12 protein-coding genes are annotated in these 17474 nt (G+C 69.8%); 9 read left to right on the top strand and 3 right to left on the bottom strand.

Annotated elements, in window-relative coordinates:
• The first annotated feature begins 21 nt into the window (after positions 1-21).
• The 4 genes from acnD (at position 22) to prpF (ending at position 5334) form a co-directional block, all read left to right on the top strand.
• A complete protein-coding gene (gene acnD / locus PQS31_RS04145; RefSeq protein ID WP_272761402.1) occupies positions 22-2619 on the top strand; it encodes a Fe/S-dependent 2-methylisocitrate dehydratase AcnD in 2598 nt (865 codons plus the stop codon).
• Positions 2620-3212: 593 nt separating this feature from the next.
• A complete protein-coding gene (locus tag PQS31_RS04140) occupies positions 3213-3617 on the top strand; it encodes a hypothetical protein (RefSeq protein ID WP_272761401.1) in 405 nt (134 codons plus the stop codon).
• A gap of 24 nt (positions 3618-3641) precedes the next feature.
• Positions 3642-4049, top strand: a complete 408-nt coding sequence (locus PQS31_RS04135) for a DUF5694 domain-containing protein (protein ID WP_272761400.1) — start codon at positions 3642-3644, stop codon at positions 4047-4049.
• Between the two features lie 88 nt (positions 4050-4137).
• The gene (gene prpF / locus PQS31_RS04130) at positions 4138-5334 is read left to right on the top strand and encodes a 2-methylaconitate cis-trans isomerase PrpF (RefSeq protein ID WP_272761399.1); all 1197 of its coding nucleotides are present in this window, start codon (positions 4138-4140) and stop codon (positions 5332-5334) included.
• A gap of 747 nt (positions 5335-6081) precedes the next feature.
• Here prpF and PQS31_RS04125 read toward each other — a convergent pair.
• Positions 6082-6564, bottom strand: a complete 483-nt coding sequence (locus PQS31_RS04125) for a cell wall hydrolase (RefSeq protein ID WP_272761398.1) — start codon at positions 6562-6564, stop codon at positions 6082-6084.
• A 364-nt stretch (positions 6565-6928) separates the two neighbouring features.
• Entirely contained in the window at positions 6929-8977 is a 2049-nt protein-coding gene (locus PQS31_RS04120; protein ID WP_272761397.1) for an NADPH-dependent 2,4-dienoyl-CoA reductase, read from the bottom strand.
• Between the two features lie 174 nt (positions 8978-9151).
• On the opposite strand from PQS31_RS04120, the gene PQS31_RS04115 reads away from it, so the two are divergent.
• From PQS31_RS04115 to PQS31_RS04105, 3 genes are read left to right on the top strand one after another with little or no spacing between them, the layout of a single operon-like run.
• Positions 9152-10555, top strand: a complete 1404-nt coding sequence (locus PQS31_RS04115; RefSeq protein WP_272761396.1) for a hypothetical protein — start codon at positions 9152-9154, stop codon at positions 10553-10555.
• Positions 10552-11271, top strand: a complete 720-nt coding sequence (locus PQS31_RS04110) for a hypothetical protein (protein ID WP_180545837.1) — start codon at positions 10552-10554, stop codon at positions 11269-11271. The genes PQS31_RS04115 and PQS31_RS04110 overlap by 4 nt, the downstream gene beginning before the upstream one ends.
• Positions 11264-14065, top strand: a complete 2802-nt coding sequence (locus tag PQS31_RS04105) for an AAA family ATPase (RefSeq protein ID WP_272761395.1) — start codon at positions 11264-11266, stop codon at positions 14063-14065. Before PQS31_RS04110 ends, PQS31_RS04105 begins: the two co-directional genes overlap by 8 nt.
• Before the next feature lie 144 nt (positions 14066-14209).
• On the opposite strand, the gene PQS31_RS04100 is transcribed toward PQS31_RS04105, so the two are convergent.
• Positions 14210-15226, bottom strand: a complete 1017-nt coding sequence (locus PQS31_RS04100) for a zinc-binding alcohol dehydrogenase family protein (protein ID WP_272761394.1) — start codon at positions 15224-15226, stop codon at positions 14210-14212.
• A gap of 428 nt (positions 15227-15654) precedes the next feature.
• Here PQS31_RS04100 and PQS31_RS04095 point away from each other — a divergent pair, with 428 nt between their 5' ends.
• Both PQS31_RS04095 and PQS31_RS04090 read left to right on the top strand, forming a co-directional pair.
• A complete protein-coding gene (locus PQS31_RS04095) occupies positions 15655-16731 on the top strand; it encodes an OmpA family protein (protein WP_272761393.1) in 1077 nt (358 codons plus the stop codon).
• A 223-nt stretch (positions 16732-16954) separates the two neighbouring features.
• Positions 16955-17452 carry a hypothetical protein gene (locus PQS31_RS04090; protein ID WP_272761392.1) on the top strand — a complete coding sequence of 166 codons (498 nt, stop codon included), beginning with the start codon at positions 16955-16957 and terminating at the stop codon, positions 17450-17452.
• Positions 17453-17474 lie beyond the last annotated feature (22 nt).

Below are 17474 nucleotides of genomic sequence, written 5' to 3'. Positions count from 1 at the left end.
TCCCCGATCCCACTGCCCGCCATGAACAGCCAGCACCGCAAACCTCTTCCCGGCACGCAGCTCGACTGGTTCGACGCACGCGCCGCCGTCGACGCGCTCGCACCCGGCGCGTACGACCGCATGTCCTACACCGCGCGCGTGCATGCCGAGAATCTGGTGCGGCGTTGCGATCCGGCCCTGCTCGACGAGGCGCTGCGCCAGTTGATCGAGCTGCGCCAGGACATCGACTTCCCGTGGTATCCGGCGCGCGTGGTCTGCCACGACATTCTCGGCCAGACCGCGCTGGTCGATCTCGCCGGTCTGCGCGATGCGATTGCCGACCAGGGTGGTGACCCGGCCAAGGTCAATCCCGTGGTGCCGGTGCAGCTGATCGTCGACCACTCGCTGGCGGTGGAATGCGGCGGCTATGAGCCCGATGCGTTCACCCGCAACCGCGAGATCGAGGATCGGCGCAACGCGGATCGCTTCCACTTCATCGACTGGACCAAGCAGGCCTTCCGCAACGTCGAGGTGATTCCGCCGGGCAACGGGATCATGCACCAGATCAATCTGGAGAAGATGTCGCCGGTGGTCTACGTCCAGGACGGTGTCGCGTTTCCGGACACCTGCGTCGGCACCGACAGTCACACCCCGCACGTCGATGCGCTGGGCGTGATCGCGATCGGCGTCGGCGGGCTGGAAGCCGAGAACGTCATGCTCGGCCGCGCCTCGTGGATGCGCACGCCGGAGATCGTCGGTGTCGAGCTCACGGGGCGTCCCGGTCCCGGCATCACCGCGACCGACGTCGTGCTGGCGCTCACCGAGTTCCTGCGCAAGTCCAAGGTCGTCGGCGCGTATCTCGAATTCCGTGGGCCCGGCGCAGCCGCGCTGTCGGTCGGCGATCGCGCGACGATCTCCAACATGGCGCCCGAGTACGGCGCGACCGCGGCGATGTTCTTCATCGACGACAACACGCTCGACTACCTGCGCCTGACCGGCCGCGAAGAGACCCAGGTCGCACTGGTCGAGACCTACGCCAAGGCCGCCGGCCTGTGGGCCGACTCGCTGGCCAGCGCCGAGTACGTGCGCACGCTGCACTTCGACCTGTCGAGCGTGGTGCGCAACATGGCCGGCCCGTCGAATCCGCACAAGCGCGTGGCGACGAGCGACCTCGCCGCCAGCGGCATCGCCGGCGCGTGGGAGATGCCGAGCGACGGCACCATGCCCGACGGCGCGGTGATCATCGCCGCGATCACAAGCTGTACCAACACGTCCAACCCGCGCAACGTCATCGCCGCCGGATTGCTGGCGCGCAACGCGCGTGCGCGCGGCCTGACGCGCAAGCCCTGGGTCAAGAGTTCGCTCGCACCCGGTTCCAAGGCGGTGCAGCTGTATCTGGAGGAAAGCGGCCTGCTGCCGGATCTCGAGCAGCTGGGCTTCGGCATCGTCGCCTTCGCCTGCACCACCTGCAACGGCATGAGCGGCGCGCTGGATCCGGCGATCCAGCAGGAGATCATCGACCGCGACCTGTACGCGACCGCGGTGCTCAGCGGCAACCGCAATTTCGACGGCCGCATCCATCCCTACGCCAAGCAGGCCTTCCTCGCATCGCCGCCGCTGGTCATTGCCTACGCGATCGCCGGCACCGTGCGCTTCGACATCGAGAAGGACGTGCTCGGCATCGACGCCGACGGCCACGCGGTCACGCTGAAGGACATCTGGCCGTCGGACGAGGAGATCGACGCGGTGGTCAAGGCCAGCGTCAAGCCGGAACAGTTCCGCGCCGTCTACGGCCCGATGTTCAAGCTGCACGTCGACACCGGCGAGCGCGTCGCGCCGCTGTACGACTGGCGCGAGATGAGCACCTACATCCGCCGTCCGCCGTACTGGGAAGGTGCATTGGCCGGCGCGCGCACGCTCACGGGCATGCGTCCGCTCGCGGTGCTCGGCGACAACATCACCACCGATCATCTCTCGCCGTCGAACGCGATCATGGCCGACAGCGCCGCCGGCGAGTACCTGGCGAAGATGGGTGTGCCGGAGGAGGACTTCAATTCCTACGCCACCCATCGCGGTGACCATCTGACCGCGCAGCGCGCCACGTTCGCCAATCCGAAGCTGGTCAACGAGATGGCAATCGTCGACGGTACCGTGCGCCAGGGCTCGCTGGCGCGCATCGAGCCGGACGGGCAGGTCGTGCGCATGTGGGAGGCGATCGAGACCTACATGGACCGCAAGCAGCCGCTGGTGATCATCGCCGGCGCCGACTACGGCCAGGGCAGCTCGCGCGACTGGGCGGCCAAGGGCGTGCGTCTGGCGGGTGTGGAAGCGATCGTCGCCGAAGGCTTCGAGCGCATCCATCGCACCAACCTGATCGGCATGGGCGTGCTGCCGCTGGAATTCCAGCCCGGCGTGACCCGCCTGACGCTCGGCATCGACGGCACGGAGACCTTCGACGTCACCGGCGAGCGCACGCCGCGCGCGATGCTGACGCTGGTGATCAACAGGACCGACGGCACCCAGCTCAATGTGCCGGTGCTGTGCCGTCTCGATTCCGACGAAGAGGCCTCCGTCTACGAAGCCGGCGGTGTGCTGCAGCGCTTCGCGCAGGATTTCCTGGAGGCGTCCAAGGCCGCCTGATCCGGCGGCCCCGGGGCGCTCATCCGCCTCGGCGCCGGAGCCGGCGGCGTTGCGCGACTCGGCCGCGTGCAGGCGGGCGGCCATGCCGCGTCACGCGCCTTCGAGGCGTCACGAGGCGTCGAACCGATCAGTCCGCGGAGTGTGCACGAGACCGGCAGGTGGCCGCGGTCGTCGTGTCGGGCGCGATCATGCGCAGTGGTCCCGATGTCTGCACTGTCTGCGAGGCGATCGATCTGCGGCCATTCTCACGCGGGCGTTTTCGACCGGGCCGGGCGCAGCGAGCTGGCGCACGGCGCTGACGACCCGCGGATGCGACTCGCGCAGGACCTGGGCCGCCGGCAGGCCGCTGCGACGACGCAGCAGGTCCACCATCGACGCGGCGCGCACCGACACCGCACTGCCGAGCTCCCGGTATCACCCGGCGAACCATCGACCCGACCATCCGACAGGCACAGCCCAAGGCGGGCGGCAATGGCGTTCCCTCGCGTGGACGGCGTGGGCCCCGGCGGCCGGGCAGGGAACCGGACGCCTGCTCTTCGCAGGCATTTGATGGATAGTGACCCGAACCGTTCGAACCCCGGAGGATCCCCGACATGCGTTCACTGGCATTCGCTGTTGTACTCGTGTTCGCCGCGCTGCCGGCGCGCGCCGAAGACCCGGTCGCCACACCCGCCGTGCAGGTGATGACCCTGGGGGTCTACCACCTGCACAACCCCGGCGCGGACGAGCACAACATCGAGGTCGATTCGGTTCTGACGCCGCGCCGGCAGGCGGAACTCGAAGCGCTCGTCGAGACGCTGGCCGAGTTCGCACCGACCCACGTCCTGGTGGAGACGGTCGCGCCCGGGCCCGACTATGCCGTTCGTGACTACCCCCGGTTCGACGACGCGATGCTGCTGCGCGATCCCAACGAGATCGTGCAGATCGGATTCCGGCTCGCGCGGCGCGTCGGCCTGAGCACCGTGCACGGCGTCGATGTGCAGGCACGCGAGGGCTAGGCGTCGTATTTTCCGATTGCCGAGGTGCGCGCCGCGGCCGAGAAGTCGGGACAGGCGGCGCTTCTGGCACCTTTCGATGCGCGTATCGCGCGCTGGGCCGAGGACTTCAGCGCGGCACAGGCCGAGCGCTCGATCGCGCAATCGCTGCATGCGATCAACCGGGATGATTTTCCCGGTGGGCAGGCGTATTACGACGCCATCCTGCAGGTCATTCACGATGACGAGCTGGCCGGCGCCCATCTCAACGCGCGCTGGTATGCGCGCAATGCCGGCATCTTCTCCAAACTGATGAACGTCACCCGGCCCGGCGATCGCGTGGTGCTGATCTACGGCGCCGGCCACGCGGCATGGTTGCGCCACTTCGCGCGCACCATCGACGGTTACGAGGATGTCGACGCGATGCCGTATCTCGAGCGCGCCGCTGCGCGGTGAGCCTCGCCCGGCGCGGTAGCATGTACATCCGTGCACAGGCCCACGCCGCGCGGCGGGCACGGCCGCAGCGCAACCGAGGCAGTGTCCGATGACCGCACGTCCCCAGCTCCGCATCCCCGCCACCTACATGCGCGGCGGCACGTCCAAGGGCGTGTTCTTCCGTCTCGAGGATCTGCCGGAGGCCGCACGTGTGCCCGGCCTTGCGCGCGACACGCTGCTGATGCGGGTGATCGGCTCGCCCGATCCCTATGCCAAGCACACCGACGGCATGGGCGGCGCCACGTCGTCGACCAGCAAGTGCGTGATCATCGGGCCGGCGTCGGTGCCGGATCACGATGTCGACTATCTCTACGGCCAGGTGTCGATCGACAGCGCGTTCGTCGACTGGAGCGGCAACTGCGGCAACCTCAGCACCGCGGTCGGGCCGTTCGCGATCGCCAACGGCCTGATCGACGCGTCGCGTATTCCGGAGCACGGCACCGTCGCGGTGCGCGTGTGGCAGGCCAACATCGGCAAGACCATCGTCGTGCATGTGCCTGTGGCCGACGGGCAGGTGCAGGAAACCGGCGACTTCGAGCTCGACGGCGTGACCTTCCCGGCGGCGGAGATCGTGCTGGAGTTCGTCGATCCCGCCGATGAAGGCGAGGGCGACGGCGGCGGTGCGATGTTTCCCACCGGCCGTCTCGTCGACGATCTCGAGGTGCCGGGGGTCGGCACGCTGCGCGCGACGCTGATCAATGCCGGCATCCCGACGATCTTCATCGACGCCGCGTCGATCGGCTACACCGGCACCGAGCTGCAGGATGCGATCAACGGCGACGCGAAGGCGCTCGCGATGTTCGAGACCATCCGCGCGCACGGCGCGGTGCGCATGGGACTCATCGGCGACGTGTCGGAGGCGCCGAAGCGCCAGCACACGCCGAAGGTCGCATTCGTCGCGCCGCCGCGCGACCACGTGGTGTCGAGCGGCAGGACGATCGCGGCCGGCGACATCGATCTGCTGGTGCGCGCGCTGTCGATGGGCAAGCTGCACCACGCGATGATGGGCACGGCGGCGGTGGCCATCGGCACGGCGGCGGCGATTCCGGGCACGCTGGTGAACCTCGCCGCGGGCGGCGGTGCGCGCACCTCGGTGCGCTTCGGTCATCCGTCGGGCACGCTGCGCGTCGGTGCCGAAGCGCTGGAGGTCGACGGCCAGTGGACCGTGTCGAAGGCGATCATGTCGCGCTCGGCGCGCGTGCTGATGGACGGCGCGGTCCGCGTGCCCGCGGACGTCTTCGACTGAGCCGGTGCACGCGCCGCGCGCTTGACCCGGGCGGCGCGACCCACTAGCCGCCCGGTCATCCACAGGGGGTGTGGATGAATCGATGACAAGTCTGTGGGTAAGTGGCACGAAACCGCAGCAACGTCGCGCCGCGCGTGGCTGGTGAATGATTGACCAGTCGTGTGGCGAGAGGCCGACGCGGTGCTTGACCCGCGCATCGGTACGTGCAGCCGGCCGGTCCCGCGTCGCGTGTGGGCCACCTGCGCGCATCGCGATCCGCGCTCATACGCGAAGCACGATCCGGCCGCGTGCGCGCCTGCTGTCGATCTCGCGCATGGACCGGCACCGCGTGGCTCGAACGCGAAGACGCGGGTTCGGCCCGCTGCCCCACTGTCGAAGCGTGTCTCCACCTTCGCGCGAACGCAGGTCGCCGAGTGGTCCCGGCGTCCGTTGCGGCGTCGGCAACGGGGCTGTGCCACGCAGGCCGGAATACATGGTCGGAGGCAGGCGCCCTGTACGCCGTGCTGCTCCGCGGACGAGCACCCGGCCGCTGTCGGTAACACGACACCGCGTCGGACGGATCGATGACACGACAGCCGGGCGCTTGGCTCAATGTCGCATCGACGCTGCGCGCATCGAACGGCGCACCGACTCAGCGAACGACGATGTGGTCGGCCAGCACACGGGTGCCGGCTCGGAGTCGAGCGTCAGCGCATGGAGGCACCGCGACCCTGCGCGCGCCCTGTCACGGCGCGCACCGCCGCGTGATCAGCCGCGGGACTGCGCCTCGCGCGCTGCCGGACTGGGCCGCAGCGATTGCACGCGCAGGAAAGTGTGGTCGCCGATGGTGGCAACCTGATGCGCATTGCGCCATGCCGGCGCAGCGATCGCGTGGGCCATGAAGTGGCTCGCGCCGGGCACCACCTCGCGACGCTTTTCGGGTGGCAGCGACCAGTTGCGCTCGGACTCCAGCGCCACGCTGACCGCGCGGGTCCAGGCATTGGTGTTGGCGAGCCTGGTATTGGGCGACAGGATCGTCGGCGCGAACTGCTTGCGCGCGGTGACCACCTCGCACATCGACTCGCCCCACAGGCCGCTCTCCTGACGGCGCAGGGCCACCTCGGCGACGGCTTCCTGCCCACGTACGGACTGGTCGCGGGCTTCCAGGTACACCGTCGTGCTCAGACAGAGCGAATCGGCGGCGGGGGGCGGCAGCACGGAGGCCAGCCACATCACCCATTCAAGTTTCATCGGTACTCCTTGCTGCGTTGCGCCGGCGCGCAGGCCGCGACTCCGTGAGGGAGAACGCGGACGACGGCTCGAACCGGCATGGCGTATTGGGGAGGGCGGCGACTCTATGGCCTGCTTTCGCCCGGGCTCCGAATCCGCAGAAGGCGGATCGGGCCGGTGCCCTGCCGAATGGGGGCAGGACGAAGTGCGGGCACGGTATCGGCGGTTTTCCGAATCAAAGATGAATACGGGGCACTGGCGGTGGCGCCGCATCTATGGCTGGAACCGGCCGGATCACCCGCCTGTTCAGCTCGGGGCGCGTCGTGGCCGCGCGCCGGTCGCGCGTATTCACATGAACGCGAGTTCAGTTTGAAGGGTGGCCGGCCTACAGCTGCGCAGCCAGGCGGCTCGCCTGGGCGATCGCCCGCTTCGCGTCGAGTTCCGCCGCGACATCCGCGCCGCCGACCAGATGCACCACGGTGCCGGCCGCCTGCAGGGCCTCGAGCAGATCGCGACGCGGTTCCTGACCGGCGCAGATCACGATGTGATCGACGGCGAGCGTCTGTTCGGTCCCGTCCACGCGGATCCGCAGGCCGGCATCGTCGACGCCGAGGTACTCGACGCCGCCCAGCATCGTCACACCCTTGGCCTTGAGCGTGCTGCGATGGATCCAGCCGGTCGTCTTGCCGAGCCGCGCGCCCGGCCGGCCGGGGCTGCGCTGCAGCAGCCACAGTGCACGCGCGGGCGGGGCCGGCGCCGCCGGCACCAGGCCGCCGGGCTGCTCGAACTGCGGGTCGACGCCCCACTCGCGCATCCACGCGGCCGCGTCGAGGCTCGGCGAGTGGCCGGCGTGCTCGACCAGGAATTCGCCGACGTCGAAGCCGATGCCGCCGGCGCCGATGATCGCCACCCGTTCGCCCGGCACCACGCGGCCTTCGAGCACGTCGATGTAGCCGACCACCTTGGGATGGTCGCAACCCGGAAAGTCGACCGCACGCGGCACCACGCCCGTGGCCAGGACCACGGTGTCGAAGCCGGCGAGATCGGACGCCGCGACGGGCGTCGACAGGCGCACGTCGACGCCGGTTTCGCCGAGCCGCTGGCGGAAGTAACGCAGCGTCTCGTCGAATTCTTCCTTGCCCGGAATACGCCGGGCGAGGTTGAACTGGCCGCCGATCTCGGCCGCGGCATCGAACAGCGTCACCGCATGCCCGCGCTCGGCCGCCACCGTCGCGCAGGCGAGGCCGGCAGGACCCGCGCCGACGACGGCGATGCGCAGCGATGTCGCGGCCGGGAAGTAGTTGAGTTCGGTTTCCGCGCACGCGCGCGGGTTCACCAGGCAGCTCGCGGTGCGGTTCTGGAACACGTGATCGAGGCAGGCCTGGTTGCAGGCGATGCAGGTGTTGATGCGTTCGGGCGTGCCGGCGCGCGCCTTCGCCACCCACTGCGGATCGGCCAGTAGCGGCCGCGCCATCGACACCATGTCCGCCGCGCCGCCCGCGAGGAGGCGTTCGGCCACGTCGGGCATGTTGATCCGGTTGGTCGCCACCAGCGGCAGCGAGACATGCGGACGCAGCTTGGCGGTGACGCCGGCGAAGGCGGCGCGCGGCACCGAGGTGGCGATGGTCGGCACCCGTGCCTCGTGCCAGCCGATGCCGGTATTGAGGATCGTCGCGCCGGCAGCCTCGATCGCCTGCGCCTGGATCACGATGTCGTTCCAGGTCGAACCCTCCGGCACCAGCTCCAGCATCGACAGCCGGTAGACGATGATGAAATCGTCGCCCGCGGCCTCGCGCACACGGCGCACGATCTCGGTCGCGAAGCGCATGCGCTGCGCGGTGTCGCCGCCCCAGGCGTCGTCGCGTGCATTGGTGCGCCGGCTGAGGAACTGGTTGATCAGATAGCCCTCGCTGCCCATGATCTCGACGCCGTCGTAGCCGGCCTCGCGTGCGAGCTTGGCGGCATGCGCGTAGGCATCGATCGTGCGGTCGACACCGCGCGCCGACAGCGCCCGCGGCGTGAACGGATTGATCGGCGCCTTGATCCGGCTCGGCGCGACCTGCAGCGGGTGATAGGCGTAGCGGCCGGCGTGCAGCAGCTGCAGGCAGATCTTCGCGTCGTGGCCGTGCACGGCGGCGGTCACCTGCCGGTGCCGGCGCGTCTCCCAGCGCCATGACAGCTTGCCGCCGAAGGGCTTGAGCCAGCCGGCGATGTCGGGCGAGAAGCCGCCCGTGACGATCAGGCCGACGCCACCTGCCGCGCGCTCGGCGAAATAGGCCGCGAGCTTGGGGAAATCCGCGGCGCGGTCTTCCAGGCCGGTGTGCATCGATCCCATCAGCACGCGGTTGCGCAGCGTGGTGAATCCGAGGTCGAGCGGCGCGAGCAGGTGCGGATAGGGCGATGCGCTGGCGACAGGGGCGGAGGCTGGCGTCATGGACGGGATACGCTGGCGTATGGACCGGGCAGCGTGACCGGAAAGCCGGTCGGCCGCAACCGGCGCACGGCGGGGACGCAGCGGCCCCTGTCAAGAGTTGTCAGTGACCGCGCGGGCGCCGACCATGGCGCCCCACCAAGACGGACGGCCGCCATCCAAGCGTTCCAGGACTACTTGCGCGACGGGGTCGACGCGGCCGACCTGCCGGAGCTGCACCCGCTGCTCGCCGCGCGTGAGCAGATCCGCGCGTTCTCCACGCTGTTCCACGGCGGCGAGGAAAGCGTGATGGTGCGGCTGCTGGTGCTGCGCACGCTGGGCGCGCGCGGCGAGGCACCGGACTGGAGCCCGCAGGAGCTGCGCGAGCACTTCGCCTACCTCGACGCGGTGAAGTTCGGCACCGTGCTCGACCGCCTGCGCGACAACGGATTGCTGCTGTGGGAGGCCCAGTCGCAGCGCTACCGGATCAGCCCGGCGGGCCGGCAGGCGCTGTCGGCGCTCGGCCTGTTGCTGCAGTTCAATGCCGAAGGCGACGACCTGGCGTATGTCACCGCGCAGCTCGCCGCCGGACAGGCGGCCGGCCGCGTCGGCGCCGCCGATCTCCAGCATCTGCTCTCGCGCCTCAACGAACTGCGCGACGACTTCGACCAGGCCGTGCTCAGCGGCTCCGAGCACCGCATCCGCCGTGCCGCCGACACCCTGCAGGCGGTGTGGCGCTGGGTGGAGAAGGGCACCGAACTGATCCACGCGATCGCCGCCGACGGCGAGCTCGACACCGCCACCCACCGCGTGGCCCAGCAGATCGGCCGCGCGCAGAGCGCGCTGCTGCGGCAGGCGTCGGTGTTCCAGCGTGCGCTCAACCAGCTCGACCGGCATCGCGTGCATCTGGGCGCGAGCGGCCTGTCGTCGTCCGACGTCAACCGCTTTCTGCGCGACCGCGACATCGCCGGTCTCGCATCGCTCGCGGACGGCGCGCTGTGCACGTCGCCGCAACCGGCGTTCGCACTGGCCGCGATCGCGCTCGATGTCGCCGAATACGAGCTGGTCGAACGCGAGCGCGCGGAGCGCGACGACGCCACGCTGCCGCCCGCACGCAGCGCGCCGCAGGACCTGGACGCCCCGGCGGCGGCAGCGCAGGACTACCACGTCGCCGAGGACTGGCTGGCCCAGCTGGTGGCCATCGAATCCGAAGCCCCGCTCGCCGACTGGGTGCCGCAGTCGGGCTTCGCGGTCAGCGCCTACCGGCTGTCGCTGCTCGGCCTGATCGGCGACGCCGGCGCGGAGCAGCGCAGCGGCGTCGGCGCCGAACTCGCGCGCCTGTCCGTGCGCTGGCGCGTGGGCAACGGCCTCGATGCCGTGGGCCGCGCGGGGGTGCACAGCATGAGCCGCGGCGTGCTGCTGCCGGACGGCGCCGACGTGCCCGATCGCCTCGCCCCGTGGCCTGCGCCGGCCTCGGCGTGCGAGGCCGCCGGCGACGACGTCGACACCACCGTCTCGCCCGGTCTCGAGGCCGACGCGTCGTCTTCCCCGGTGACGCGTCCGCGCACGCGCCGCCGCCGTGTTCCGGATTCCACCGCATGAGCGATACCACCGCCTCCCTGATCGCACGCCTGCTGGCCGAGCGCTGGTTGCCACGCGACGACCACGCCGTGCGCCGCGTGCTCGTCGATGCCGAACTGCGCGATGATCTCGACCGCCGCCTCGCCGCCGCTGGCCTGCGCCTGCTCGAACACCCGTATGCCGCGCACGTGGCCGTCGGCATCGCGCGCGCGCAGGAGGCCGACGTCTTCGGCCATGGCGATGCCTGGGCGGCGAGCAATCTGCAGCTCAGTCGCGACACCACCGCGCTGCTGGTCGTGCTGTGGGCCTTGCTGGTGCTGCCCAAGCGCCAGCGCCAGATCACGCGGCAGGAGGTGGAACGCCAGCAGGACCAGGAGCAGATGTTCGCCGAGCTCAAACCGGTGCCGGTCGGCGCCGAGATCGTCGAACCGGTCAACGAGCGCACGTTGCTCGCCGATTACGGCGACCGCCTCGGCGGCAAGCAGCGCATCCAGATGAATCTGGGCACGCTCAACCGGCACGGCTTCATCGTCCGCCGCAAGGAGCGCATCCAGGAAGGGCCGCTGCTGGACCTCGCGTTCGATTACGAGCGCATCGCCGGCCGGGTGATGGACGGCGCGCTGGCATTCGTGATCGCCGAGGCCCGCGCGGCGCGCCCCGACACCGGCGACGCGCCCGAACCGGACCCGGACGACGCAGCGACCGCCGACACGGCAGAGGACACCGACGATGTTTGAATTCCGCAGCCTCGAGGTCGTGCACTGGGATTACTGGCAGCGCTACGCCCTGCCGCTCGACGCCTCGATCATCACCGTCGTCGGCCCCAACGGTTCGGGCAAGACCACGCTGCTCGATGCGCTGCGCACGTTGCTGGCGATCGACGACCGCGAGATGGCGCGCGACTACAAGACCTACCTGCGCCACAACGGCAAGCCGGTGGCGTGGCTGCGCGCGGTGGTCAGCAACCCGGTCGACCGCCGCGGCAAGCGCGCATTCTTTCCGTGCATGGACGAGCAGGTCACGCTGGCCTGCCGTGTGCGCAAGCGCGGCGGCGACTGGAGCCGCGACTACCAGATCGTGCCCGGCGACGTGCCGGTGGAAACACTCGACGCCGGCGGCGACTGGCTGGGCGTGCGCGACTACCGCGTGCGCCTGGCCGGCGCCGGCCTGAGCCGCGCGATCTGCCGCGTGCTCACACTGGAGCAGGGCGCCACCGACAAGCTGTGCCAGCTCTCGCCGCGCGAACTGCTGCAGCTGGTGTTCGACGTGTTCGAGGACAAGGCGGTACTCGACGACTATCAGCGTGCCCGCGCCGAGCAGTTCGACACCGAGAAGGAAATCGCCCAGCTCCAGCACGGGCTCGACGAACTGCATCTGAAGCTCGAATCGGCCAAGGCCGACGTGCGCTCGTTCGACGAGGGCCAGGCGCTGCGCCGCGAGCGCCAGCGGCTGGAAACGGAAGTCGCACCCAAGGTGGAGCTGGCGGATCTGCGCGCGAGCATCGACGGCACGCGGCCGCGGCTCCTCGGCCTGCGCCGCGCCCAGCACGAACGCCGCCACGCACTCGCGGCGCTGCAGGCGCAGGATGCCGAGGCCACGCAGCGCCGCGATGCCCTGCAGGCCGCCCTCGCGCAGGCGCTGGCCGAGCAGCGCGAGGCCGAATCCGGCTTCACCACCGCGCGTGATCGCGCGCGCGATGCCGAAAGCCTGGTGAAGCGGCACGACCACCTGGTCCAGTTGCAGGCCGCGCGAGGCGAGGTGGACGTGGATGCGCTCAGCCGCGGCATCGAGCAGGGCCGGCAGCGCCAGGCCGAACTCAAGTTCGAAGCGCATCGCGACCGCGCGCGCGAGGGCGAACTCGCCGCGCAGCTGGCCGCGCTCAGCGGCGGCGGCCGTGTCGTCGAACCCTTCGAGCGCGATTTCCGTGTGGCGCTCGACCAGGCCGGCATCGCGCATCGCGTGTTGACCGAACTGGTCGAGATCATCGATCCGCAGTGGGCGGTCGCGGTCGAAGCCGTGCTCGCGCCGTACCGGCACCTGCTGGTGCTCGAGAACCCGCGCGATGCCCGCCGGGGCTGGGCGCTGGGCGAGGCGATGCAGTACCGGCATTTTCTCGTCGCCGACCGCGCGCCGGTCGAACGCGCGACGCGCGGCTCGCTGCTGGAGGTCGTGCGTTTTTCCGCCGATCCTCCAGCCTGGCTGCCGCGCCAGCTCGACCGCATCCAGCGCGTCGCCGATGTCGAGGCCGGTCACGCCTTGTCGAAGGGCCAGGACTGGATCACCGCCAAGGGCTACCTGCGCGAACATCGCGGTGGCCGGCACATCGGCGGCGGCCAGCCTCATTTCGGTGCCGGCGCCCGGCAGGCCCGGGTGGCCGACCTGCGCGCGGAGCAGGCGTCGCTGCGTGAACGCGCCCAGGCGCGCGAGGTCGAACTCGTCGAGCTCGGCCGGCGCCTCGACGCCGACCAGGCGCGCCTGCTCGGGCTCGACGCCGGGCAGGAACTGGTCACCCGGGCCGCGGAATTCGCCGATGCGTCGGAGCGCCTGCCTGCGCTCGCCGATGCCGCCCAGGCGGCGGCGACGGCACTGGAGGCGGCACGCGCCGCCGTGGCCGAATGCATGGCCCGTGACAAGGCCGACAGCATCGCCGCGGCCGAACGCACCGGGCGCCTCGGGGGCCTCGCCCACGAGATCGAACAGGCCGGACGGCAGATGACCCAGGAGCGCCAGCTGCTGGTCCAGCGCATCCTCGAGTTCCGCAGTCGTCGCGCGCAGATGCCGCCGGCCTGGCGCAGTGCCGCCGTGCTGCGCGCCGCGCGCGAGGAATTCGAAAGTGCGAACGCGGTGCGTCGCGAACTGGAGCGCCTCGACATGCGCCTGGCCTCTGGCGGTTTCGTCGAGGACGAGGGTTGTATCGCGCTGCGCGACAAATTCGCCGCCGATCATGCCGGCATGGAGACGGCGATCGGCCAGCGCGAGGCGCATCTGCATCGCGCCCGTCGCATCACCGAGGACGCGCGCGGCGCGTATCTCAACGTGCTGCGCGCCACGGTGCGCCGCTACCGTCGCAACCTCGTGGCGCTGGGCGAACTGGCCGGCATCGGCGTCGAGGCGGAAATGTCGGAGCTGGTCAACGACGACGTCGCGCTGGCCCAGGCCGGACTCACCGTGCGCTTCGACTTCGACCGCAAGGGCTGGATCGGCCTCGACGACGGCGAGGCCTCGGGCGGCCAGCAGGTGATGAAGTCGCTGCTGCTGCTGGTGGCCCTGCTGCGCGACGAGGACCAGCCCGGCGGCTTCGTGTTCATCGACGAACCCTTCGCGCATCTCGACGTCGCCAACATCGAGAAAGTCGGCCGCTTCCTGCGCAGCACCGACGCGCAGTACATCCTGACCACGCCGATCACCCACAACATCAACGTGTTCGAACCCTCGGACCTGGTGCTGGCGACCAGCAAGCGCCGGCCGCAGAGCACCTGGGCCGATCCGGTGGCGATCCTCAAGCGCGACCGCACGGCGGACGCGGCCTGACGTCGCCGTGCTGCCGGGCCCGGTGGCCCCGGCGGCCTTACGCACCCCGGGCGTCAGCCGGGCGGGCACGCGTCGAGCTGCGCGCAGTTCGCGGCCGCGCCCCGTGCCGGGGCGCCAGGCTTCAGCTCCGGGAGCGAGGGGTGCTCACCAGCCTGCCACCGCGAGCTTGCCGATCGTGCGTCCGCTTTCGAGCCGGCGATGGGCTTCACGCAGGGTCTCGGCCGAGATCGGCGACAGGGTGTCGGTCAAGGTACCCCGCAGCCGGCCTGCATCCACCAGCTCGGCCACGCGCGCGAGGATGCGACCCTGCTCGGCCATGTCCTCGGTCTTGAAGCGCGCGCGGGCGAACATGAATTCCCAGTGGATGCCGATGCACTTGGCCTTGTAGGGATCGCCGATCTTCAACGCGCCCGTGGGCTCGACGATCAGGCCGACGTGCCCCTGCGGCGCCAGCAGCTCGCCCAGGACGTCCCAGTACCGGTCGGTATCGGCGAGGTTGAGCGCCGCATCAACGGCGTCCAGGCCGAGCGCCTGCAGCTGGGGCGTCAGTGGCTGACGATGATCGATCACGTGGTCGGCGCCCAGCGAGCGGCACCAGGCCGCCGTCTCGTCGCGGGAGGCCGTGGCGATGACGGTGAAGCCGGCGAGACGGGCGAGCTGGATCGCAATCGAGCCGACGCCGCCCGCGCCACCGATCACCAGCAGCGTCTTGCCGGCGCCGCCGCCGTCAATGGCATAGGGCATGCGTTCGAACAAGAGCTCCCACGCCGTGAGGGCCGTCAGGGGCAGGGCGGCCGCACCGGGGAAATCGAGCGAAGCGGGCTTGCGGGCCACGATGCGCGCATCGACCAGCTGGAACTGCGCATTGCTGCCGGAGCGGGTGATGTCGCCGGCGTAATAGACCGCATCGCCGGCCGTGAAGTCCGTGACCGCTTCGCCGACCGCATCGACGATGCCGGCCGCGTCGTAACCAAGAACCCGGGGTGTGGACTCGACCTGCGCCTTGGGCGCGCGCACCTTGGTGTCGACCGGGTTGACCGAGACCGCCTCCACCCGCACGCGCAGGTCGTGCGGCCCGGGTTCGGGGAGGTCGAGTTCGACATCGAGCAGGGCGTGCGGATCGTCGATCGGCAGATAACGTGTGAGCGCGACGGCTTTCATGGGGGCAGTTCCTCGGCAGGGGGGCGGCACATCTTGATGCCGTCTTCGCAATCAGGCTATCCGATGCGGGAATCGCCCTACGTTTGCATCACCCGACGCGAACATCTGTCCCGTGCATCGAATATCGCGTGTTCGGTCGGCGCGCACAGGCCATGAAAAAGTCGATAGCCCGACGTGATGACGCATGCCGGCGGTTCTTGACACGGCGCGCACAGCATCGCGCAGACAATTCGCGCCGTTGACGGTTCCCGCCCTACCCGAAGCCAAGATGAATGCTAAGGCGTTGTTCTGTTGGAATCTTTCAACCGTTACATTAGTGTTAACAACGCCTTCACGCAGCTGACTTTAGGCTATGTTCCAAGGCGTGCGTTGTGGACGCCTCATCCGATGCCCTGACGCATTCCCCCTTAACAAGGAGCTCCGACAATATGAACAAGAAACTCCTCTGCGCCGCTCTGCTCGGCGGCCTCGGTCTGGCGCACACCGCCAGCGCCCAGGAGTTCGACGATCGCTGGTACCTGACCAGCTCGGCCGGTTTCAACTTCCAGGCCAATGATCGTCGCACCAACGATACCCCGTTCGTCACGCTGGGCATGGGTAAGTTCATCAGCCCCAACTGGTCGGTCGACGGTGAGCTGAACTATCAGAACCCGGGCTTCGACAGCAGCGTCGAGGGCGCGAACCGCGACCTGAACTGGAGCCAGTACGGCATCTCGGTCGACTTCCGCTACCACTTCGTCAACGACGAGCGCAGCTGGAATCCCTACGTGCTGATGGGCGTGGGCTACCAGCGCTCGGAAGAAGAGTTCGACGCGTTCCCGAGCCCGGATTCGCCGGGTGAGAACAAGGACGGCAACTTCGCCGCCAAGGTCGGTCTGGGTCTGCAGTCGACCTTCACCAACCGCGTTGCCGTGCGCGCCGAAGTCGCGTACCGCGCCGACTTCAACGACAGCAGCGTCGCCGCCAACGGTTCGCGTGACTGGGCCGGCTACCCCCACAACTCGAACGAGAGCTACTTCGGCGACGTGCTGGCTTCGGTCGGCGTCGTGATTCCGCTCGGCCCGCCGCCGGTCGCTCCGGCTCCGCCGGCTCCGCCGCCGCCGCCGCCGGCACCCGCCCCGGCTCCGGCTCCGGCCCCGGCCCCGATCACGATCGACCTGAACGGCGTCAACTTCGACTTCGACCGCTCGACCCTGCGTCCCGACGCGGTGGCGATCCTCAACGAAGCCATCGAAATCCTGCGCCGTTACCCCGAGCTGCGCGTTGAAGTCGCCGGTCACACCGACTCGGTCGGTACCGACGCCTACAACCAGCGCCTGTCGGAGCGTCGTGCTCGCGCCGTGTACGACTACATGACCAGCAACGGCATCAGCGCCGACCGTCTGGTGGGCCCGGTGGGTTACGGCGAGAGCCGTCCGATCGCGCCGAACACCAACGCCGACGGTTCGGACAACCCGGAAGGCCGTGCGCGCAACCGCCGCACCGAGCTGAACGTCCAGAACTGATCTGGCGTCCGGTTGGACCTGGAAAAGCCCGGCCTCGTGCCGGGCTTTTTCTTGCGCGATCGCTGGATGCTCCATTTCCCAAGGGCGCAGAGCGCCCTCTGTGCGCCCGGAGTGCCTCGCGCTGTCCATGCCTCGATTCGTGAATGCGCGAAGCCGTAATTTTTCCTTGTGACATAGGCACTTGGGGCCTACACTTCAGGCCGATTCGACCTGGAGCCTTCACGTGCGTACCTTCCTGCTGCTGTCTCTCGCCGTCCTGCCTCTCGCCGCGAACGCCGCGGACTGTGGCAGCCTCGATTCCGCAGCGGCGCGTCCGCTGCAGGCGTCCGCGCTGGCGCCGGTGTCGCCGGAACTCGCCGCGCCCAATTACCGTCTCGGCACAACCGCCGTGCTGTCGCGCGCTTACGACGAAGCGCAGTCGGCCGAGCAGGTCGTGCTGCGCCTCGAAATCGAGAAGTGCCAGAACGTCGCAATGGCGGCGCCGGCGGCCGGTGCGATCAGCGCGAACGATCCTGCGGCCTACGTGAAGCAGACCGAGTTCGACAACACGCCCTATCGCTTCAACATGACCCAGGGCGGCAAGCGCATGACGGCCGACGACTTCGACGCGTGGTTGCAGGCCAACGGCTACAACGTCGGCAGCCGCCGCGTGGATCCCAATGCGGCACCGGTGGTCGATGCCGAAGCGGCAGCGCCGGGCCAGGCGACGCCGGCCGAGTGATCGGCACACGTCGACCCGTTGG

Source organism: Luteimonas sp. BLCC-B24 (assembly GCF_028550595.1).
Taxonomy (GTDB): Bacteria; Pseudomonadota; Gammaproteobacteria; order Xanthomonadales; family Xanthomonadaceae; genus Luteimonas.
Note: the sequence above shows the minus strand (reverse complement) of the source record. Positions and strands in the feature narration are given on the sequence as shown.